Below are 19464 nucleotides of genomic sequence, written 5' to 3'. Positions count from 1 at the left end.
GATGTTCGAGGAAGAAAACGCGCAGTGGGGCCTGGTGCATGCCCTGGTGCTGGATGGTAAAGGCGGTGCGCGTTCGATTGCCCGAACTGAGCTTGACCAATTGCAACTGCAGCCCCAGGAAAGCCTGTGGCTGCATTGGGATCGCAGCCACCCGCAAACCCAGACCTGGCTGCGCAAGGCCAGTGGCTTGAGTGAGTTCGCCTGTGACCTGCTGCTGGAGGAGAACACCCGCCCGCGCCTGTTGCCGTTGCCGGACGCGGAACTCCTGCTGTTCCTGCGCGGGGTCAACCTCAACCCTGGCGCTGAGCCGGAAGACATGGTTTCGGTGCGTATCTTCGCCGCTGCCAGCCGGGTGATTTCCCTGCGCTTGCGCCCGTTGCGCGCCACCGATGAGTTGCTGGTGCAGTTGGCGGATGGCAAGGGGCCAAAAACCGCGTCTGAACTCATCCTGTATATGGCGCAGTACCTGACGCACAAAGTCCAGGACCTGGTGTCCGACCTGTCTGAAATCGTCGACGTAGAGGAAGAAAAACTCGATACCGACGAACGGTATACCCCGGAGCATGGCAGCATTTTGCAGATCCGTCGGCGAGCGGCCGGGCTCAAGCGATTCCTGGCGCCGCAGCGGGATATCTTTGCCCAACTGACGCGGATCAAATTGTCGTGGTTCTGTGATGACGATGCCGACTATTGGAACGAATTGAACAACAGCCTGACCCGCTACCTGGAAGAACTCGAATTGACCCGGGAGCGCGTGGGGCTTGTGCTGGAGGCCGAAGATCGGCGCTTGAGCGTACGCATGAACCGTACAATGTACCGCTTCGGGATCATCACCGGGATCTTCCTGCCGATGAGTTTTCTGACCGGCTTGTTAGGTATCAATGTGGGGGGCATACCGTTCTCCGCCAGTCCTTATGGATTTGTGATTGCCTGCCTGTTGATGGTCTCGGTGGCGCTCGGACAATGGTGGCTATTTCGACGATTGCGCTGGGTTTGAGCTGAATATGACCTGAACGTAGGAAGGGGCCGATGTGACCTCAGGAATTTAACCCTCGTCTTTTAAAACACTTGCGAGAGGTCTTTATGCACGATCCGTTCGAACAGTCTTTGCGTGACATGCTCAATGCTTCGCCATCCAACCGGGATGACGATGCCTGCCTGGGCCGCGTGTTGAAAACCGCCAACCGTCAGGTCGGGGCGGGAGATCTGTTCGGTCTGCTCGGTCGTTGGCTGCCGGCGTTGATGATGGCCCTGAACAATGGTTCGGCCCACGTCTCGCCGGTTTCCCGTCGTAAACCTCTTGCTCGCACTGCTGATAAGGCTGATTGAATATGGAACTTGATCTCTGGACCCAGAGCCTGGTCACCGCGATGACCGCATTGTGGACCAAGGTGGCGAATTTCATTCCCAACCTGTTTGGGGCGCTGGTCCTGGTATTGCTGGGTTTTGTCGTGGCCAAGCTGCTCGACACCCTGCTGTCCAAGCTGCTCGCCAAACTCGGTCTGGACCGCTTGATGGCAGGCACCGGCCTGACCAAGCTGCTCGGCCGCGCCGGGCTGCAGGTGCCGATCTCGACCTTGATCGGCAAGATCGTTTACTGGTTCGTTTTGTTGATTTTTCTGGTTTCTGCGGCTCAATCCCTTGGCCTTGAGCGAGTTTCAGCTACGCTGGACATGCTGGCACTGTATCTACCGAAAGTATTCGGCGGCGCGCTGGTGCTTCTCGTCGGCGTTCTGCTTGCGCAATTGGCCAACGGGCTGGTACGCGGGGCCGCTGAAGGCGTCGGGCTGGACTACGCAGCAGGCCTGGGGCGAATCGCTCAGGGGCTGGTGATCATCATCAGTATTTCCGTCGCGATCAGCCAGTTGGAGGTCAAGACTGACCTGCTCAACCACGTGATTGTGATTGTTTTGATTACCGTTGGTCTGGCCGTTGCGCTGGCCATGGGGCTGGGAAGTCGGGAAATTGCCGGTCAGATTCTGGCGGGAATCTATGTGCGTGAGTTGTATCAGGTAGGGCAGCACGTGCGTGTGGGCGAGGTCGAGGGGCAAATCGAGGAGATCGGTACGGTCAAGACAACTGTGCTGACCGATGACGGCGACCTGGTGTCGCTGTCCAATCGGATTCTCCTGGAGCAGCAGGTCAGTAGCCGCTAACCCGGCAAACCCTGCTAATGTACGCCGCCGCGAACCCGGGTGACCGGGCTGTGGCGGACATTGACCTGACTGTCGGCACGACTTGTTTTGAATAAAGCCCAAACGCTGTCCACGCGCTATGACCCCCGTGAGCTCTCTGATGAGGAGTTGGTCGCGCGCGCACACACGGAGCTGTTTCACGTAACACGCGCGTACGAAGAATTGATGCGCAGATATCAACGCACTCTGTTCAACGTTTGTTCAAGGTATTTAGGGAACGATAGAGATGCGGATGATGTCTGTCAGGAAGTGATGCTCAAGGTGTTGTATGGCCTGAAGAACTTCGAGGGCAAATCGAAGTTCAAGACATGGCTCTACAGCATCACGTACAACGAGTGCATCACGCAGTATCGTAAGGAACGGGGAAAGCGTCGCTTGATGGACGCCTTGAGTCTGGACCCCCTTGAGGAGGCGTCTGAAGAAAAGACGCCGGCACCCGAGGAGAAGGGCGGACTTGATCGCTGGTTGGTGCATGTGAACCCGATTGACCGCGAAATTCTGGTGCTACGTTTTGTCGCAGAGCTGGAATTTCAGGAAATCGCTGACATCATGCATATGGGTTTGAGTGCTACAAAAATGCGTTACAAACGTGCTCTTGATAAATTACGTGAGAAATTTGCGGGCGAGACTGAAACTTAGTGCGTGGCAAATATCTCTTACGTGTAGGCAAGTTCTGTTAGACTTGTCGCCGAGTTGTCCCCCGGTTTGTGGGACTGCTTTACAATCACCAGATGGGGATTTAACGGATGAAACTGAAAAACACCTTGGGCTTGGCCATTGGTTCTCTTATTGCCGCTACTTCTTTCGGCGTTCTGGCACAAGGCCAAGGCGCAGTTGAAGGCGAGCTGTTCTACAAGAAGCAGTACAACGATAGCGTCAAACATATCGAAGACGGCTTCAACCCAGGCGCTCGCATTGGTTATTTCCTGACCGACGACCTGTCGTTGAACTTGTCCTACGACAAGACCAACCACACCCGTTCGAACGACGGTACCGGTAGCCAGAAGATCAAAGGCGATACCAGCAGCCTCGTGGCCCAGTATCACTTCGGTCAAGCTGGCGTCGACTCCCTGCGTCCATACGTAGAAGGCGGTGTCGGTCACCAGAGCCGTGGCAACGTTCGTGCTGATGGCCACAGCGGTCGCGACCAAACTACCCAGCTCATCGCTGGTACTGGCGTGAAGTACTACTTCACCAACAACCTGTACGCTCGTGCCGGTGTTGAAGCTGACTACGCACTGGACAACGGCAAGTGGGATTACTCCGCACTGGTCGGCCTGGGTGTGAACTTCGGCGGTAACGCTGGCGCAGTTGCTCCAGCTCCTACCCCAGCACCAGCTCCAGAGCCAGTTGCAGAGCCAGAAGCTCCGGTTGCTCAGGTTGTTCGTGTTGAGCTGGACGTTAAGTTCGACTTCGACAAGTCGGTTGTTAAGCCTAACAGCTACAGCGACGTGAAAAACCTGGCTGACTTCATGGCTCAGTACCCAGCTACCCACGTAGAAGTGGCTGGTCACACTGACTCCGTGGGTCCAGACGCCTACAACCAGAAGCTGTCCCAGCGTCGTGCTGACGCTGTTAAGCAAGTTCTGGTTAAAGACGGCGTAGCACCTAGCCGCATCACCTCGGTAGGTTACGGCGAATCCCGCCCAGTTGCTGACAACGCAACTGAAGCTGGTCGCGCTATCAACCGTCGCGTAGAAGCTGCTGTTGAAGCTCAAGCTGCTCAGTAATTACTGAGTAGTAGAAAAAAACCCGGCTTCGGCCGGGTTTTTTTTCGCCTGGAGTTTGCCTCAGGCGCTGGCTGCCGCTGCGACGCTCGCTGCTTGCGAGGCGGCGGCGACACTGCCGATCACCAGGATCGCCGGGCTCTTCAGGGCGAACGCCTGCGCATCCTCGTGCATCTGCGACAAATGGCTACGGCACTCCCGCTGCTGCGGCAATGAGGCATTTTCGATCATCGCCACGGGCATATCCGCGGCCATCCCGCCTTCCAGCAACTGCTGACGAAGCTCTTCCAGCTTCGCCACCCCCATATAGATCACCAGTGTCGTCCCGCCTTCCGCCAGCGCGCGCCAATTAAGGCTGCTGTCGTCCTGGGTGTGCGCTGTGACCAGCGTCACGCCGCGGCTGACACCACGCAAGGTCAGTGGAATCGCGCAGTTCGTCGCGCCCGCCAGCCCGGCTGTGATCCCGTTGACCAACTCGACTTCGACGCCGCGTTCGCGCAGCCACATCGCCTCTTCGCCACCGCGCCCGAAAATGCACGGGTCGCCGCCCTTGAGCCGTACCACGCACTTGCCCTGGCGGGCGTAGCGCAACATCAGGCGGTGGATGAAGTCCTGCGGCGTTGAGCGGCAGCCCCCACGCTTGCCGACGGTGATCACCCGCGCTGCCGTGCAGTGTTCCAGTACCTGCGGGTTGACCAGATCATCGATCAGCACCACATCGGCGCAGTTCATCGCCCGAACCGCCTTGAGGGTCAACAGCTCCGGGTCGCCAGGGCCCGCGCCCACCAGCCAGACTTTTGCGTTCATGTGTTTTCCCTCGTCTAGAGATGACGTCAGCGGTGAAAGAGTAAGTAAAGAAGCGCCAGATTGATCAGCATCGAGAGCAACCCCAGGGTGCGCCAGACCTTCAAGGGTTCCCGCTCCAGCAACGGCCGGGGGCGGACACTCAGCTCCCGTCGGTCTGCCTGCTCCAGCACCAGCAGCCATTCTTCGGCGGTTTCATAGCGTTGTGCAGGTTGAGCCGCCACCGCGCGCTCGAGGCTGAGTGGTAACCAGTCCGGGAGGTCGGGGCGGTAGCGGCTGGCGCTGACCGGTTGGGTGAATCTGGGCCGTTGGAAAGCCTCAATTTCACCGTAGGGGTAATGCCCAGTCAGCAAGTAATACAGGCTGACACCTACGCTGTATAAGTCTTGTTGGGCTGTGGGACGGTCGCCCTGGAACGCTTCGGGCGCGATAAAGCTTGGTGTGCCGGGCAGTACATGCGCGCGATCCTCGGAGAGACCCGGGCAGTAGGCCAGGCCGAAATCCAGTACGCGCAACTCACCATCGTCACCTAGCAGCAGGTTCTCCGGTTTGATGTCACGGTGCAGTATTTGCCGACGATGCAACAGGCCCACCGCCCGCAGCAAGCGTTCGGCCACGAATTGCCATTGCGCCAGGGGCAATGGGCCCTGTTGCAGGAATAGCTGCGCCAGGGTTTGCCCCGGATATTCACGCATCACGTAGTACAAGTGCTGACGCCCGCTGGCCGCGTGTACTTCAGGAAACGCGCGCCCGGCCACCCGCCGCAGAAACCATTCCTCAGACAGCAAGGCTTGACCGGCGTCGTTGTCGTCGTCACGGCTGAGGGGCAGGGTTTTCAGCAACCAGGGTTGCTGCTGGGCATCGCGGACCCGGTACAGCAACGACTGGCGGCTTTGCGCCAATACGCTTTCCACCTGCCAGCCTTCGAACTGTTGCCCGGCTTTCAGCGCGGGTGGCAGCGGCCATTGCTGCAATTGCACCAGCGCGTCGCCCAGGGTCGCGGCGCCGAGTTTATCGATGCGTACCAGCAGGGCACTGGCGTTGTCCTGGCTGCCGGCCAGGTGTGCGGCGGTGACCAGGGTGTGTACCGCCAGATCGAGGTCGGTCTGCTCGCGCAGGATCGCACTGATGCTGTGATCACCCAAAGTCGCCCACACCCCATCGCTGAGCAGCAGGAAGCATTCGCCCTCGCGCAATTGGCCGTCGAGAAAATCCAGCACCAGGTGTTGATCCAGGCCGAGCGCGCGCTTGAGCACATGCTGCATGCCCGGCTGTTCCCATACATGATCTTCGCTGATGCGCTGCAATTCGCCGTCCAGCCAGCGATACGCCCGGCAGTCGCCGACGTGGGCCAAGGTGAAGCGTTGCCCGCGAAACACCAGGGCACTGAGGGTGGTCAGCAACGGCTGGCCACCGCCATTGGCCCGCAGCCAGCGATTCTGCGCCAGCAATAGACGTTCGAGCGCCTGGGCCACACCCCAGGTTTGCGGTGTGGCGTAGTAGTCCAGGGCCAACGCCTGCAAGGTCGAGCGTGCGGCCAGACCGCCGTCGGCGCATTGGCTGACACCGTCGGCGATGGCGCACAGGTAACCCTTGCTCGCGGCCAGCTCCGCCAGGGGCGTGACCACGCGCAGGGCGTCCTGGTTCTCGGCGCGCGGGCCGATGGTGCTGGCCTGGGCGACGCTCAGGTGCAGGCTCATCAGACGCGCGCGGCGGTCACGGCAGCCGAGCCCCAGGTGGTTCTCCAGCGGCGCTTGACGCCGTGCAGGCCGAACCAGGCCAGTACGCCAAGGCTGGCGAACAACCACAGGGCCAGTTGATAGCTGCCGGTGCTTTGTTTGATCGCACCCATGCCCGCCGCCAGGGCGAAGCCACCGATACCGCCGGCCATGCCGATCAGGCCGGTCATTACGCCGATCTCACGGCGGAAACGCTGGGGCACCAACTGGAACACCGCACCATTACCGGCGCCAAGGCCGAGCATGGTGCAGACGAACAGTGCCAGGGCCGCGTAGGAGCTGGGCAAGTTGAAACCCACCGCAGCGATGCAGATCGCTGCCACGCTGTACATGCCCAGCAACGTGCGAATCCCGCCGAAACGGTCGGCCAGGGCGCCGCCGAGTGGGCGCATCAGGCTACCGCCGAACACGCAGGCGGCGGTGTAGTAGCCGGCGGTCACCGGGCTCAGGCCGTATTGGTCGTTGAAGTAGCCGGGCAGGGCGCTGGCCAGGCCGATGAAGCCGCCGAAGGTCACGCTGTAGAAAAACATGAACCACCAGCTGTCACGGTCGCCGAGGGCCTTGAAGTAGTCGGCCATGGATTTGGCCTTCGGGCGTTCGGGGGCATTGCGCGCAAGCCAGGCGAAGATGATCAGGGTCAGGATCAACGGAATCAGGGCGAAACCGAACACATTGCTCCAGCCGAACGCCGCTGCGAGTACCGGTGCCAGTATGGCTGCGAACACAGTGCCCGAGTTGCCGGCGCCGGCGATGCCCATGGCTTTGCCCTGGTGCTCCGCGGGATACCACTGGGACGCCAACGGTAGGGCGACCGCGAAGGACGCTCCGGCCATCCCCAGGCACAACCCCAGCAACAGGGCTTGTTCATAGCTGTGGATGCCGAGTTTCCAGGCGCCGAAGAGTGCGGCGATCACAATCACCTGGCCGATCAGCCCGGCGGTCTTGGGCGAGAGTCTGTCCGCCAGCATGCCCATCAGAAAACGCAGCACCGCGCCTGCCAGGATGGGGGTCGCCACCACCAGGCCGCGTTGTTGAGTGGTCAGGTGCAGGTCGGCGGCGATCTGCACCGCCAGCGGGCCCAGTAGGTACCAGACCATGAAGCTCAGGTCGAAATACAGGAACGCGGCAAACAGGGTCGGGGTGTGCCCGGATTTCCAGAAGCTTGATTTCATCACGCACCTCAACGGTTGGGAGTCTTGTAAGAAGGCCTGGTGATGGAACAGCCGGCTACGGCCGCCCCACCGGCCCCGTGTCAAAGGGCCAAAACAAAAAAACGCCGCCACCGGGTCCGCGAGGGCAAACCGGGTGTGCGACGTCTTTGTCGTGAAGGGGCAACCGCCGTTGGTTACCTGTGTTGAATACTTAGCAAGTCCTGGGCCAATCTGCCGTAGCCGCTGTCGAGGAGGGTTAGCCCAGCAACTCGCTCATGGCGATGATCTGCTCCGCCACCTGGATCAGTTTCTGCTGGCGGCTCATGGCCTGGCGGCGCATCAGGGTGTAGGCCTCTTCCTCGTTGCAGTTCTTCATTTTCATCAGCATGCCTTTGGCCAGTTCGATGCGCTTGCGCTCGGCCAGCTGTTGATCGCGGGCCTGCAGCTGGGCGCGCAGGGCCTGGTCGCTTTCGAAGCGGGCCATGGCCACGTCGAGGATCGGCTGCAGGCGTTGGGCCTGGATACCTTCGACAATGTAGGCGCTGACGCCGGATTTGATGGCCTGGCGCATGACGTCCGGGTCGTGTTCGTCGGTAAACATCACGATCGGACGCGGTCGGTCGCGGCTGACCAGCACCACTTGCTCCATCACATCGCGGCCGGGTGACTCGGTATCGATCAGGATTACGTCCGGCCGCACCGTTTCGACGCGCGCAGGCAGATCGATGGTCAGGCCCGACTCATCGATCACCTCAAACCCGGCCTCGGTCAGTGCCGCCTTGAGGCGCCCGACCTTGCGCGGTGTGTCGTTGATCAACAGGATTCGCAACATATCGGTCCTCCTGTCAGCGCAAGGCGTGGCGGCTGGTGTGGTCAGCCAGGGCATGGAGGCGGAAGCTGCGGGCGTAGGTGGCGGGGGCGGAGCCATCCCAGATCTTGCCGTCGATCAGTTGGCTGCTGCGCATGTCCTGGGCGTTCGCGGTGACGCCGACGGCATCGGCTGCCTGGCGATACAGCTCCAGTTGCTGCACTTGGCGGGCAATGCCGAGGTAGTCCGGGTCTTCGCGCAACAGGCCCCAGCGGCGAAACTGGGTCATGAACCACATGCCGTCGGAGAGGTAGGGCACGTTCACCTCGCCATCGGCGAAAAAGCGCAGTGCGTGGGGATCTTGCCACTGGTTGCCAAGCCCATCGTCGTAAGTCCCGAGCAGACGCGGCTCGATGCAGTCGAGTGGCGCGTCGAGGTACTCGCGGGCGCTGAGCAGCTGCGCGGTGGAACGGCGGTTTTCGTGGCTCGCCTCGATAAAGCGGCTGGCCTCCAGAATCGCCATCACCAGTACGCGGGCGGTGTTGGGGTATTGGTCGACAAACGCTTGGGTGCAGCCGAGCACCTTTTCCGGGTGGTCCGGCCAGATCGCCTGGCTGGTCGCCAGGGTGAAGCCCTGGTTCTGCTTCACCGCACTGGCGCTCCAGGGTTCGCCGACACAAAAACCGTCGATGCGCCCAGCCAATAGGTGCGCCACCATTTGCGGCGGCGGTACCACCACACTGTTCACATCCTGCAATGGATGGATACCTTGGCTCGCCAGCCAGTAATACAGCCACATGGCGTGGGTGCCTGTGGGAAACGTCTGGGCGAAGGTCAGTTTTGTTCGGCTTTGGTGCACGTGGCGATCCAGTGCCTCAGGAGTGACCACCCCTTGCTGTTGCAGGTCGTGGGACAGGTTGATGCTCTGCCCGTTCTGGTTCAGCCCCATCAGTACCGCCATATCGGTGGCGGCCACGCCGCCGATGCCCAGGTGTACGGCGTAGATCAGCCCATACAGGCTGTGGGCGGCATCCAGTTCGCCGCTGACCAGTTTGTCGCGCAGGTTGGCCCACGACGATTGACGCTTGAGGTTCAGTGTCAAGCCATAGGGTTGCGCGAAGCCCTGGGTGGCCGCGACCACCAGCGAGGCGCAATCGCTCAAGGCCATGAAGCCCAGGTCGAGGCTGCTCTTTTCCGGGGCGTCACTGCCGTTGACCCAAGCCAGCGGGTCGTTTATCGGGCTGTTGCCGTCCGAATCGTTCATCAACACCTACCTTTTCGTTCAAAAAAAAGCGTCGCTCCCTCAGATGGCGGCGCGAGCCATTGCGGGTAACGACGCCTTTGTCCGTAAGCCCGCTCCGACGTTGGCGCGCGCTCTGATACAGAGTGCATAGCAAGGCACATGCCACGGGCGGAACGGCGCGCTACGCCGTCAACTTTCCATCAAGATTGAAACGCCACAGGCTTTCAGTATGGCCGCTTCCCTATGCCAGACTGCCCAGGAAACCCCACGGTGTACGCTGATTCTCCGACAACGATGGCCGCCCATCGGCTGTGCCGCTGGCTGTTTTACGCGGTGTTGATGCTGGGCTGTGCGTCTGCCCGGGGTGAGACTTACCAGGCGCGGGACGAAAGCCTGCACACGTTTTTCAGCGCGTTGTCGCTGCCTCTCGGCCTGCCGGTCGTTGTCAGCCGGTCGGCGGCTCGGCAACGCGTTGACGGAACCTACGATTTCAGCCGGGCACAGCAGGTGCTGGAGGCGGTAGCCGAGCAGCATCACCTGATCTGGTACAGCGACGGGCAGGTGCTCTACCTCTACGCAGCAGATGAAGCGAAGAGCTCGGCGGTGACGCTGCGGCATATTTCCGTCTCAAGGCTGCGCGAGTTCATGCGTCGCTCGGGGCTCGATGAGTCCCGCTACCCGCTGCGGGAGAGCGGGGGCCGGATGTTCTATGTGTCCGGGCCGGCGAACTATGTCGACCAGGTGCTGCACCTTACGCAATTGATGGACCGCCAGCGGGCCGCGCTCCGTGTGGGCCAGCAGGCGTTTGGCGTGGTGCAGGTGCTCAATACCCATGTGGCGGACCGCGAGTACGTCATGGGCGATGAAAAGGTCAATGTGCCGGGCATGGCGTCGCTGATCGAGACCGTGCTTTCCCGCGAACAACAGGCCCCCGCGCAACGGCCGCCCGGCTTGCTGGCCGACAAGAGCCTGGCCGTGATTCCTTACCCGGATACCAACAGCCTGCTGATCAAGGGCAAGCCTGCCCAGGTGCGTTTTATCGAGCAATTGGTGGCGGAGCTGGATGTGCCCAAGCGCGCGATCGAGGTTTCGCTGTGGCTGGTGGACGTGGACCGTGACGAACTGAAGAAAATCGATCAGGCCTGGGCCGAGGAAACCCACACATCAACTTCGGCGACCCGGGTGCTGGAGCCGTTGGAGGACAATCGCCTGATGGCGCAGATCGCCGTGCTGGAGCGACGACGGCGCGCGCGGGTGGTGACACTGCCGGTGATTCTCACCCAGGAGAACGTTCCTGCGGTGTTCCAGGATAACCACACACTCTACGTGCCGGGGCCCGCCGTCGCTCGCACCGACTGGAAACCCATACGCTATGGCACCCAGGTCAGCGCGTTGCCGCGGTTTGCCGAGGCGAACGAGATCGAGATGCTGCTGAGCCTTGAGGATGACCGCCAGATGGGCGAGGCGGGGCGGCGTCAGAAAATGACCGCGGTCGGGAGGGTCAGCGTCAGCAGTGTCGTTCGGATGCCGCAGGGGAAACGCCTGTGGTTGGGCGGGTTTCGCCGGGATGTTGATGCGCAGGGGCGTGCCACTGCGCGTGGCCAGCGTGCCGAAGTACGGCTGTTTGTGATTCAGGCCCGGGCCGTGGGCAACGAGCTCAAGACCCTGGATGGCACCGTCGGGCCGCCACCGCTGACTCAGCCGCAATACGAACGGGTGCAACGTGCGTTTGTGCGGTCGATTCGCGATGTCGATCAATGAGGTAGGCGCTCGTCATGCATCTGGAAATTCTTTTGCAGGAACAACTGATCACGCGCAAGCGGCTGGCGTTGTTTGCACCGGGGAAAGTGCTGCCGCTGGCACCGGAGGTCATCCATTGCGTGGAAGTGCGCGTCAACGGCCAGTTACTGGCTCTGGGCGAATTGGTGCAGTTGGAAGACCGCCTGGGGGTTGAGCTGCTTGAGGTCTACCAGGAGTGGGTATCGCCTTAGTTATCAGTTCCAGTGAGATTTCTTACAAGGCGCTTCCGGAAAGCCCTGCTGATATGGGCTTTCTCCTAGGGTGGCTCGGGGAGGCCTTTTTTATAGTCGTGCGGTCGGCGTATGCGCCATTTCTGGAAATCAGGATTTCAATGTCAGTGGTTGGATGCAGAGGTGTGTATGGCCGTGGTGAATGATGGAGGGATGACGATTTCCCTGGTCTTTGGCCGCTGGACCCTGCATGGCGATGGACGCTTGACCGGCGAGGGCGTGGATATCCAGTTGCCGCCCAAGGAATGGCAAGTGCTGCGCTTGTTGTTGGTGTCCGGTGGTGCGCTGATGACCAAAGACTGTTTGCTTGAAATGGCTTGGCGCCAGGGAGAGGTGTCGGAGGAGTCGCTGACGCGCTGCATTTATTCGTTGCGTAAACATCTGCGCGCCGACAAAGGGTTTATCAAGACGATCTATGGCAGGGGCTATCGCTTTACATGCCCGGTGCGGCCAGCCGAGCGCGCCTCATTGCCGCCCATCGCCGTTTGTTCGGCCTGTGGCAGGTAGCCCCGGGATGCGCAATGCGTGGCGCAAGGGCCTGTTACTGGCAGTGCTGATGGGCAGCAATAAGGCGCTGGCGTATTGTTGGGATGAGGTGGCCAGTCGCTACGATCTTGAGCCGGAATTGCTGCAGGCCATTGCCGCCGTAGAGTCGGGTTACCGTGCGGGTGCGATGAATTACAACAATCGCAACGGCACCCGCGATATCGGTCTGATGCAGATCAACAGCATTCACTTGCCCCGCTTGCTCAAATTAGGCATCACCGAAGACCGGCTGTTGAGTGAGCCGTGCCTGTCAGTAGAGGTCGGGGCCTCGATTCTTGCCGAGTTCGTTCAGCGCTTCGGCTATAACTGGACGGCCATCGGCGCCTACAACGCAGGCCCGGGGCCTGGTCCACAGCGTGAGGCGTTGCGCTTGCAGTACGCACAGAAGGTCTGGGCCCGTTACGAAGCGTTGGTCGCGCATCGCTACTGACGATTGGGCGGCACGCCTCGCACGCAGGCCGCCAGCCCGGCTATAATCGCCGCCACTTATCGCCGCCATCCGAGTCTAGCCCGCCCATGTATACCCTGGCCCGCCAGCTGTTGTTCAAACTCTCCCCGGAGACTTCCCATGATCTGTCCCTGGACCTGATCGGTGCCGGTGGCCGCCTGGGGCTCAATGGCCTGGTATGCAAGGCACCGGCGAAAATGCCGGTTTCGGTGATGGGGCTCGACTTTCCCAACCCAGTCGGGCTGGCTGCCGGCCTGGACAAGAACGGTACGGCCATCGATGGCTTTGCGCAGTTGGGTTTTGGTTTCGTCGAAATCGGCACCGTGACCCCGCGCCCTCAACCGGGCAACCCCAAGCCGCGCATCTTTCGCCTGCCGGAGGCTGAGGCGATCATCAACCGCATGGGCTTCAACAACCTCGGTGTCGATCACCTGCTGTCGCGGGTCCAGGCGGCGAAGTACAAGGGCGTCCTCGGGATCAATATCGGCAAGAATTTCGACACGCCGGTGGAGCGCGCGGTGGATGACTACCTGATCTGCCTGGACAAGGTCTACGCCCACGCCAGCTACGTCACGGTGAACGTCAGCTCGCCCAACACCCCGGGTCTGCGCAGCCTGCAGTTCGGTGATTCCCTCAAGCAATTGCTCGAAGCCTTGCGCTTGCGCCAAGAAGACCTCGCCGTGCGCCATGGCAAGCGTGTGCCGTTGGCGATCAAGATCGCCCCGGACATGACGGATGAAGAAACCGTGCTGGTCGCCCAGGCCCTGGTGGAGTCAGGCATGGATGCGGTGATTGCCACCAACACCACCCTCAGCCGTGTCGGTGTTGAAGGCCTGGCCCATGGTGACGAAACGGGCGGCTTGTCGGGCGCTCCGGTGCGTGACAAAAGCACGCACATCGTCAAGGTGCTGGCCGCCGAGCTGGCCGGGCGCTTGCCGATCATCGCGGTCGGCGGTATCACCGAAGGCAAGCACGCGGCCGAGAAGATCGCCGCTGGCGCGAGCCTGGTGCAGCTGTATTCCGGCTTTATCTACAAAGGCCCGGCGCTGATTCGCGAGGCGGTGGACGCGATCGCGGCATTGCCCAAAAAGGCCTGACACACGTCCAATAAAAAGGGCTCCTCAAGAGGAGCCCCTGGGCCGAAGCCCGCCGCCTGGATAGGGCGTGCGTGGTTAAGTCGTTAGCTATATTCGTGCTGGTGTCGGAATTGAATGCCCTTGATTAGCCGACCGCGTGAAGTTCGTTGAGTCTGTGGATGCCCGCAGTGCCTGTCATACCGTCCCAGTTGTCGCCGCGTCCTTCTCGCCAGCCGTTGATCCAGGCTTGGCGTACCGACGGTAGAGTAAATGGGCAAAGCTCACGGGATTTGCCATGAACGCCGTATTGATATCCGCGTAAAAATGCTCTTTCCAACGGATCACGCTTAAGTCTTCTCATAGGGTGTTTCCCTCACTTGTTGACTGTCTTGATATCCTTCGGCCTCGTCTGAGGCCGGGCAGAGTTTTTCTGCCGTTGGTGCGGCCCGCTGCCGGCGTGGCGAGCCAATGTGCCAGCGTCGTTGTGGCGCTGACCTGTGTTGAGTTCTAACCAATAGGTCACATGGATTCAATGATCGTTTTGTCATAAGCACGTAACAATAACGATGTTATAGCCATAAGCTGGGATGGCTTTTCGCCCCTTTTATTGGGCAAAGCCGGCTATGATGTGCCTTACGAAGAGAATGGCTTAATCCCTTGCTGAAAAAGCCCGCCCGTTGCAGTCGGTTATTATTCGACGAAGGGTCTGAATATTTCTTTTTGTTGCATCACTTATCTCTCTGCCCCGTCAATCAAGGCCCACAGGCCCGCCAGACGGGGTGGGACGGCACATTCGTGCCACGCGGGCACTCTTCAAGAAAAGTGCTTGATTGAAAACCGAGCCGGCGATGCGTCGCCCGTTCATTTATTGCTGAAAAGCCTGGATTGCCCATGTCGGACCGTTTTGAACTCTTCCTCACCTGCCCCAAGGGCCTCGAAGGCCTGCTGATCGAGGAAGCCGTCGGGCTTGGCCTTGAGGAAGCCCGCGAGCACACCTCGGCCGTGCGCGGCATGGCCGACATGGAAACCGCCTACCGCCTGTGCCTCTGGTCGCGCCTGGCCAACCGCGTGTTGCTGGTCCTCAAGCGCTTCCCGATGAAGGACGCCGAAGACCTCTACCATGGCGTGCTGGATATCGACTGGGCCGATCACATGGTCCCGGACGGCAGCCTGGCGGTGGAGTTCAGCGGTCACGGCTCGGGCATCGACAACACCCACTTCGGCGCGCTGAAGGTCAAGGATGCGATTGTCGACAAGCTGCGCACCCCGACCGGCGAGCGTCCGTCCATCGACAAGATCAACCCGGACCTGCGCATCCACCTGCGCCTGGACCGTGGCGAAGCGATTCTCTCCCTCGACCTGTCCGGCCACAGCCTGCACCAGCGCGGTTACCGCCTGCAGCAGGGCGCCGCACCATTGAAGGAAAACCTCGCTGCAGCCATCCTGATCCGTGCCGGCTGGCCGCGCATCGCCGCGGAAGGCGGCGCGTTGACCGACCCGATGTGCGGCGTCGGCACCTTCCTGGTGGAAGGCGCGATGATCGCCGCCGATATGGCGCCCAACCTCAATCGCGAACTGTGGGGTTTCACCACCTGGCTCGGTCACGTCCCGGCGTTGTGGAAGAAACTGCACACCGAGGCCAGCGAGCGCGCTGCCATCGGCATGAACAAGCCGCCGTTGTGGATTCGTGGCTACGAAGCCGATCCGCGCTTGATCCAGCCTGCTCGCAACAACATCGAGCGTGCCGGTCTCAGCCATTGGATCAAGGTGTACCAGGGCGAAGTCGGCACGTTCGAGCCGCGTCCGGACCAGAATCAGAAAGGCCTGGTGATCTGCAACCCGCCCTACGGCGAGCGCCTGGGCGACGAAGCGAGCCTGTTGTACCTCTACCAGAACCTCGGCGAGCGTCTGCGCCAGGCGTGCATGGGCTGGGAGGCGGCGGTGTTCACCGGCGCGCCGGACCTGGGCAAGCGCATGGGCATCCGCAGTCACAAGCAGTATTCATTCTGGAACGGCGCCTTGCCGTGCAAATTGCTGCTGATCAAGGTCAACCCGGACCAGTTCGTCACCGGCGAGCGCCGCACCCCGGAGCAGCGCCAGGCCGAACGTGAACAAGCGGCCTACGACCAGGCCCCGACCGAGCCGCAAGAGCGTCAGTACAACAAGAACGGCAACCCGATCAAACCTGCACCGGCGCCGGCCCCCGTGGTCGAACAGGCGCGCCTGAGCGAAGGCGGGCAGATGTTTGCCAACCGCCTGCAAAAGAACCTCAAGCAACTGGGCAAGTGGGCCAAGCGTGAGGGCGTGGATTGCTACCGCGTCTACGATGCCGACATGCCGGAATATTCCATGGCCATCGACCTGTATCACGATTGGGTCCACGTGCAGGAATACGCCGCGCCGAAATCCATCGACCCGGAAAAAGCCTCCGCGCGCATGTTCGACGCATTGGCGGCCATTCCCCAGGCGCTGAACATCGACAAGAGCCGCGTGGTGGTCAAGCGCCGCGAGCGTCAGAGCGGCACCAAGCAGTACGAACGCCAGAGCGCCCAGGGCAAGTTCACCGAGGTCAGCGAAGGCGGCGTGAAGCTGCTGGTCAACCTCACCGACTACCTTGACACCGGCCTGTTCCTCGACCACCGGCCGATGCGTATGCGTATCCAGAAAGAGGCGGCCGGCAAGCGTTTCCTCAACCTGTATTGCTACACCGCCACCGCCAGCGTGCATGCGGCCAAGGGCGGCGCGCGCACCACGACCAGCGTCGACCTGTCCAAGACCTACCTGGACTGGGCGCGCCGCAACTTCTCCCTCAACGGTTTCTCCGACAAGAACCGCCTGGAGCAGGGTGATGTGATGGCGTGGTTGGAAGCTAGTCGCGATGAGTTCGACCTGATCTTCATCGACCCGCCGACCTTCTCCAACTCCAAGCGCATGGAAGGGATCTTCGACGTGCAGCGCGACCACGTGCAACTGCTCGACCTCGCCATGGCGCGCCTGGCACCGGGCGGCGTGCTGTACTTCTCGAACAACTTCCGCAAGTTCGTGCTTGAGGACAACCTCAGCGAACGCTACGCGGTCGAGGAGATCAGCGACAAGACCCTCGACCCGGATTTTGCGCGTAACGCGAAGATCCATCGGGCCTGGAAAATCACTGCTCGCTGATTGCTCCACCCATCAGCCGCAAGCCTGGAATTATCCGGTCTTGCGGCTTTTTTACGCTGGTCAAACGGAGGGCCGCTCGCTATAACTAAATGTCCGGCCAAAGTGATCCCCCCACACGCTGGCGTTGTGAGTGTTGCCTATGCCGTTGCAAGCCGTTCGCCCGAAGATCCTAGGTTTTATCAATGAGCAGGTATCGGCTTGGTTGATGGCATTGGTGGTGTTTCTGGGCGGTAGCGCCTTGACGATCATCGTCGCCTGGGCGACATCCGATCTCTATCAACAGCAGGGGCGCTAGCGTTTCCAGCTGTTGGTCAATGAGCGATTCACCCGTCTGCAGGAGCGTTTCGAGGATCAGGAGCAACGCCTGACCAGCCTGCAACGCTTCTTCGTCAATTCCAATAATGTGTCCCGCGACGAGTTCGACGGTTTCGCCCAGCCTTTGCTGCTGCGTTCCCGGGCCTATGCCTGGGCGCCGCGGGTTATGCGTGATCAGCGCGCTCAGTTTGAACAGGACGTATCGCGTCAGCGCGGTCTGCCGTTCAGCATACGGGAACTGAATTCACACGGTGAGTTGGCCCCGGCGGTGGAGCGCGATGAATACGTGCCGGTCCTGTACAGCCAGACCCGAAGCCTGCTCGGTTCGCCGCTGGGCTTTGACCTGCTGGCCCAGCCGTTGCGGCGCTCGACCCTGGAGCGCGCACAAGCGAGCGGCAAGCTGGCCGTGTCCCAGCCCATGCAGTTGGTGGGGGTGGAACCGGCCTATGCCACCGGCGTGTTATTGGTCGCGCCGGTCGTCTCCCCGGGCGGAACAGAACCCTACGGCTTTGTGATGGCCGTGATCAGCATGCGCCAGTTGATGGCCGACGGCTTGCCCAAGTCGGACCGCGATAATCTGGTGACGCAGATCGTCGACACTTCCGACCAGCAAGGGCGCCTGTTGTACGAATCCAGCAATGCCCTGGCCGACAGCGATCTGGTCGCCGCGCGCCGCCTCACCCTCGGCGATCATGTCTACGCCCTGAACCTGCGCCCCAGCCAGGTGTTCGAACAGGGCAACGGCTCGTCGTTGGTCCCGATCCTGGCCGTGGGCGGGCTCTTCAGCCTGTTGCTCAGTGTCTTGCTCTATATGTTGGTCAGCCAGCGTCAGCGCGCCTTGAAACTGGTGGAGCAGCGTACCGTGCAGCTACGCCTGCGCGAGCAGGAACTGCGCAGCGCCCATGGCCAGTTACGCAGTGTGCTGAACGCCGCGACGCAGGTTGCGATCATTGCCACCGACTTGCACGGCGTGATCAACACCTTCAACGCCGGTGCCGAGCAGATGCTGGGGTTCAAGGCCGAGCACATACTCGGCCGCTCGACCCTGGAGAGCCTGCATGTGGCGGCGGAGCTGGATGTGCGTGCGGCGAGTCTGAGCATTGCGTTGGGCCGGCGAATCCCGCCGAGCCAGGCGATGCTGGTGGAGAGCCCGGGCAGCCCGCACGAGGCGCGCGAGTGGACCTTGGTGCGTGAGGATGGCAGCCGTTTGACGGTGAATATGTTGGGCACCGTGTTGCTGGATGACCATGGCTTATGGGTCGGGCACCTGGCGATGTACCTGGATGTCACCGAGCAAAAACGCGCCTATGAGGCCCTGGCCGTGCGCGACCGTCTGCTGAAAAAGCTCAGCGCCCATGTCCCGGGCGGGATCTTCCAATTCACTCTGGAACCCCAGGACAAGTGGCGGTTTGTCTACGCCAGCGATGGCATGCGCGATATCTATGAGATCGACACAGGGGTGCTGCAACGGGATGCAACGCAGGTCTTGGAGCGCATCCACCCGCTGGATGTCGAGCGGGTGCGTGCGTCGATCCGCTTATCCGCGCTGCAATTGAGCCACTGGCGCGAAGAGTACCGCGTGCAACTGCCGCAACGGGGCCTGCGCTGGATTCGCGGTGAGGCCACGCCGGAAGAACTGCCGGGCGGCGGTACGCTGTGGCATGGCTATGTGTCGGACATTTCCGATCTCAAGCGCGTGGAAGAAGAACTGCGCGCGCTGTCCATCACCGATGCCCTCACCGGAATCCATAACCGTCGGTATTTCCAGGATCGTCTCAAGGCTGAGATGGTCCGCCTCAATCGCACCTCGGGGGCGTTGTCGGTGATCATGCTGGATATCGATCACTTCAAGCGTATCAACGACCAGTACGGCCATGCGGTTGGCGACGCGGTGTTGCAGGAACTGTGCAAGCGCATCAGCCAGCGCTTGCGCCGCACCGATGTGTTCTGTCGCCTGGGTGGCGAGGAGTTCATGGTGTTGTGCCCCAACACCGACGGCGCCCAGGCCTACGGTTTGGCGATGGAGCTTTGGCGGGCGCTGCGCGATGCGCCGATGGGGACGGTGGGAGTCGTCACCGCCAGCTTCGGGGTGGCCAGTTGGCGGGTCGATGAGGGGATCGACGGGTTACTGCTGCGCGCGGATTCGGCGGTGTACGTAGCCAAGCAGGCGGGCAGGGATCGGGTCGAAGCGGAACGCTTGCCGGTGTGAATGTCGACGTC

General features: G+C 61.3%; 17 protein-coding genes and 1 pseudogene. 12 read left to right on the top strand and 6 right to left on the bottom strand.

The genetic code is table 11. From position 1 onward, the window contains the following. Position 1 precedes the first annotated feature (1 nt). The 5 genes from MOQ67_RS23725 to MOQ67_RS23705 all read left to right on the top strand — a co-directional run bounded on the left by MOQ67_RS23725 (position 2) and on the right by MOQ67_RS23705 (position 3925). Positions 2–997 (top strand): zinc transporter ZntB, encoded by a 996-nt coding sequence (locus MOQ67_RS23725; RefSeq protein ID WP_017845208.1) that lies wholly within the window; start codon positions 2–4, stop codon positions 995–997. A gap of 86 nt (positions 998–1083) precedes the next feature. After that, positions 1084–1329, top strand: a complete 246-nt coding sequence (locus MOQ67_RS23720; protein ID WP_005790375.1) for a hypothetical protein — start codon at positions 1084–1086, stop codon at positions 1327–1329. Between the two features lie 2 nt (positions 1330–1331). Then, positions 1332–2156, top strand: a complete 825-nt coding sequence (locus MOQ67_RS23715) for a mechanosensitive ion channel family protein (RefSeq protein WP_017845209.1) — start codon at positions 1332–1334, stop codon at positions 2154–2156. An 87-nt stretch (positions 2157–2243) separates the two neighbouring features. Beyond that, complete coding sequence (sigX, locus tag MOQ67_RS23710) at positions 2244–2834, top strand: RNA polymerase sigma factor SigX (RefSeq protein ID WP_448675629.1); 591 nt, start codon at positions 2244–2246, stop codon at positions 2832–2834. 107 nt (positions 2835–2941) lie between these two features. Beyond that, complete coding sequence (locus tag MOQ67_RS23705; protein WP_017845211.1) at positions 2942–3925, top strand: OmpA family protein; 984 nt, start codon at positions 2942–2944, stop codon at positions 3923–3925. A gap of 60 nt (positions 3926–3985) precedes the next feature. Here MOQ67_RS23705 and cobA read toward each other — a convergent pair whose 3' ends face one another. The 5 genes from cobA to MOQ67_RS23680 all read right to left on the bottom strand — a co-directional run bounded on the left by cobA (position 3986) and on the right by MOQ67_RS23680 (position 9688). Next, positions 3986–4729, bottom strand: coding sequence for a uroporphyrinogen-III C-methyltransferase (gene cobA / locus MOQ67_RS23700; protein ID WP_198717630.1), 744 nt, complete (start codon positions 4727–4729; stop codon positions 3986–3988). 26 nt (positions 4730–4755) lie between these two features. Then, complete coding sequence (locus MOQ67_RS23695) at positions 4756–6426, bottom strand: bifunctional protein-serine/threonine kinase/phosphatase (RefSeq protein WP_126585501.1); 1671 nt, start codon at positions 6424–6426, stop codon at positions 4756–4758. Further along, positions 6426–7637, bottom strand: a complete 1212-nt coding sequence (locus MOQ67_RS23690) for a nitrate/nitrite transporter (RefSeq protein WP_017845214.1) — start codon at positions 7635–7637, stop codon at positions 6426–6428. The genes MOQ67_RS23695 and MOQ67_RS23690 overlap by 1 nt, the downstream gene beginning before the upstream one ends. Positions 7638–7872: 235 nt before the next feature. Beyond that, on the bottom strand, positions 7873–8448 hold the full coding sequence (locus tag MOQ67_RS23685) for an ANTAR domain-containing response regulator (protein WP_017845215.1): 576 nt from the start codon (positions 8446–8448) through the stop codon (positions 7873–7875). 13 nt (positions 8449–8461) lie between these two features. Further along, the gene (locus MOQ67_RS23680) at positions 8462–9688 is read right to left on the bottom strand and encodes a CmpA/NrtA family ABC transporter substrate-binding protein (RefSeq protein WP_046382430.1); all 1227 of its coding nucleotides are present in this window, start codon (positions 9686–9688) and stop codon (positions 8462–8464) included. 273 nt (positions 9689–9961) lie between these two features. Between MOQ67_RS23680 and sctC the strand changes: the two genes are divergently transcribed. The 5 genes from sctC (at position 9962) to MOQ67_RS23655 (ending at position 13788) form a co-directional block, all read left to right on the top strand. Continuing rightward, positions 9962–11428, top strand: a complete 1467-nt coding sequence (gene sctC, locus MOQ67_RS23675; RefSeq protein ID WP_198717642.1) for a type III secretion system outer membrane ring subunit SctC — start codon at positions 9962–9964, stop codon at positions 11426–11428. A gap of 14 nt (positions 11429–11442) precedes the next feature. Further along, positions 11443–11658, top strand: a complete 216-nt coding sequence (locus tag MOQ67_RS23670; protein ID WP_017845218.1) for a FliM/FliN family flagellar motor switch protein — start codon at positions 11443–11445, stop codon at positions 11656–11658. A 168-nt stretch (positions 11659–11826) separates the two neighbouring features. After that, on the top strand, positions 11827–12204 hold the full coding sequence (locus MOQ67_RS23665) for a winged helix-turn-helix domain-containing protein (RefSeq protein ID WP_026139810.1): 378 nt from the start codon (positions 11827–11829) through the stop codon (positions 12202–12204). A gap of 7 nt (positions 12205–12211) precedes the next feature. Continuing rightward, on the top strand, positions 12212–12673 hold the full coding sequence (locus MOQ67_RS23660) for a transglycosylase SLT domain-containing protein (RefSeq protein WP_046489398.1): 462 nt from the start codon (positions 12212–12214) through the stop codon (positions 12671–12673). A gap of 86 nt (positions 12674–12759) precedes the next feature. After that, entirely contained in the window at positions 12760–13788 is a 1029-nt protein-coding gene (locus tag MOQ67_RS23655) for a quinone-dependent dihydroorotate dehydrogenase (protein WP_017845221.1), read from the top strand. Between the two features lie 124 nt (positions 13789–13912). Here the strand turns inward: MOQ67_RS23655 and rmf are convergent, their stop codons facing one another. Next, positions 13913–14128 (bottom strand): ribosome modulation factor, encoded by a 216-nt coding sequence (rmf, locus tag MOQ67_RS23650; protein WP_002553055.1) that lies wholly within the window; start codon positions 14126–14128, stop codon positions 13913–13915. Between the two features lie 530 nt (positions 14129–14658). Between rmf and rlmKL the strand changes: the two genes are divergently transcribed. Further along, positions 14659–16929 carry a bifunctional 23S rRNA (guanine(2069)-N(7))-methyltransferase RlmK/23S rRNA (guanine(2445)-N(2))-methyltransferase RlmL gene (gene rlmKL / locus MOQ67_RS23645; protein WP_017845222.1) on the top strand — a complete coding sequence of 757 codons (2271 nt, stop codon included), beginning with the start codon at positions 14659–14661 and terminating at the stop codon, positions 16927–16929. A 139-nt stretch (positions 16930–17068) separates the two neighbouring features. Beyond that, a pseudogene (locus MOQ67_RS23640) lies at positions 17069–19453 on the top strand (sensor domain-containing diguanylate cyclase). Positions 19454–19464 lie beyond the last annotated feature (11 nt).

Source organism: Pseudomonas sp. LY-1, from assembly GCF_053502595.1.
This window is presented reverse-complemented; position numbering and strand designations above follow the sequence as displayed.

Bases quoted from the DNA above. Each gene is read 5' to 3' on its own strand.
- MOQ67_RS23695 (WP_126585501.1), bottom strand. From the start codon at position 6,426: ATGAGCCTGCACCTGAGCGTCGCCCAGGCCAGCACCATCGGCCCGCGC.
- MOQ67_RS23655 (WP_017845221.1), top strand. From the start codon at position 12,760: ATGTATACCCTGGCCCGCCAGCTGTTGTTCAAACTCTCCCCGGAGACT.
- MOQ67_RS23690 (WP_017845214.1), bottom strand. From the start codon at position 7,637: ATGAAATCAAGCTTCTGGAAATCCGGGCACACCCCGACCCTGTTTGCC.
- MOQ67_RS23665 (WP_026139810.1), top strand. From the start codon at position 11,827: ATGGCCGTGGTGAATGATGGAGGGATGACGATTTCCCTGGTCTTTGGC.
- rlmKL (WP_017845222.1), top strand. From the start codon at position 14,659: ATGTCGGACCGTTTTGAACTCTTCCTCACCTGCCCCAAGGGCCTCGAA.
- MOQ67_RS23680 (WP_046382430.1), bottom strand. From the start codon at position 9,688: ATGAACGATTCGGACGGCAACAGCCCGATAAACGACCCGCTGGCTTGG.
- MOQ67_RS23660 (WP_046489398.1), top strand. From the start codon at position 12,212: ATGCGCAATGCGTGGCGCAAGGGCCTGTTACTGGCAGTGCTGATGGGC.
- MOQ67_RS23685 (WP_017845215.1), bottom strand. From the start codon at position 8,448: ATGTTGCGAATCCTGTTGATCAACGACACACCGCGCAAGGTCGGGCGC.
- sctC (WP_198717642.1), top strand. From the start codon at position 9,962: ATGGCCGCCCATCGGCTGTGCCGCTGGCTGTTTTACGCGGTGTTGATG.
- cobA (WP_198717630.1), bottom strand. From the start codon at position 4,729: ATGAACGCAAAAGTCTGGCTGGTGGGCGCGGGCCCTGGCGACCCGGAG.
- MOQ67_RS23725 (WP_017845208.1), top strand. From the start codon at position 2: ATGTTCGAGGAAGAAAACGCGCAGTGGGGCCTGGTGCATGCCCTGGTG.
- rmf (WP_002553055.1), bottom strand. From the start codon at position 14,128: ATGAGAAGACTTAAGCGTGATCCGTTGGAAAGAGCATTTTTACGCGGA.
- MOQ67_RS23720 (WP_005790375.1), top strand. From the start codon at position 1,084: ATGCACGATCCGTTCGAACAGTCTTTGCGTGACATGCTCAATGCTTCG.
- MOQ67_RS23705 (WP_017845211.1), top strand. From the start codon at position 2,942: ATGAAACTGAAAAACACCTTGGGCTTGGCCATTGGTTCTCTTATTGCC.
- MOQ67_RS23670 (WP_017845218.1), top strand. From the start codon at position 11,443: ATGCATCTGGAAATTCTTTTGCAGGAACAACTGATCACGCGCAAGCGG.
- MOQ67_RS23715 (WP_017845209.1), top strand. From the start codon at position 1,332: ATGGAACTTGATCTCTGGACCCAGAGCCTGGTCACCGCGATGACCGCA.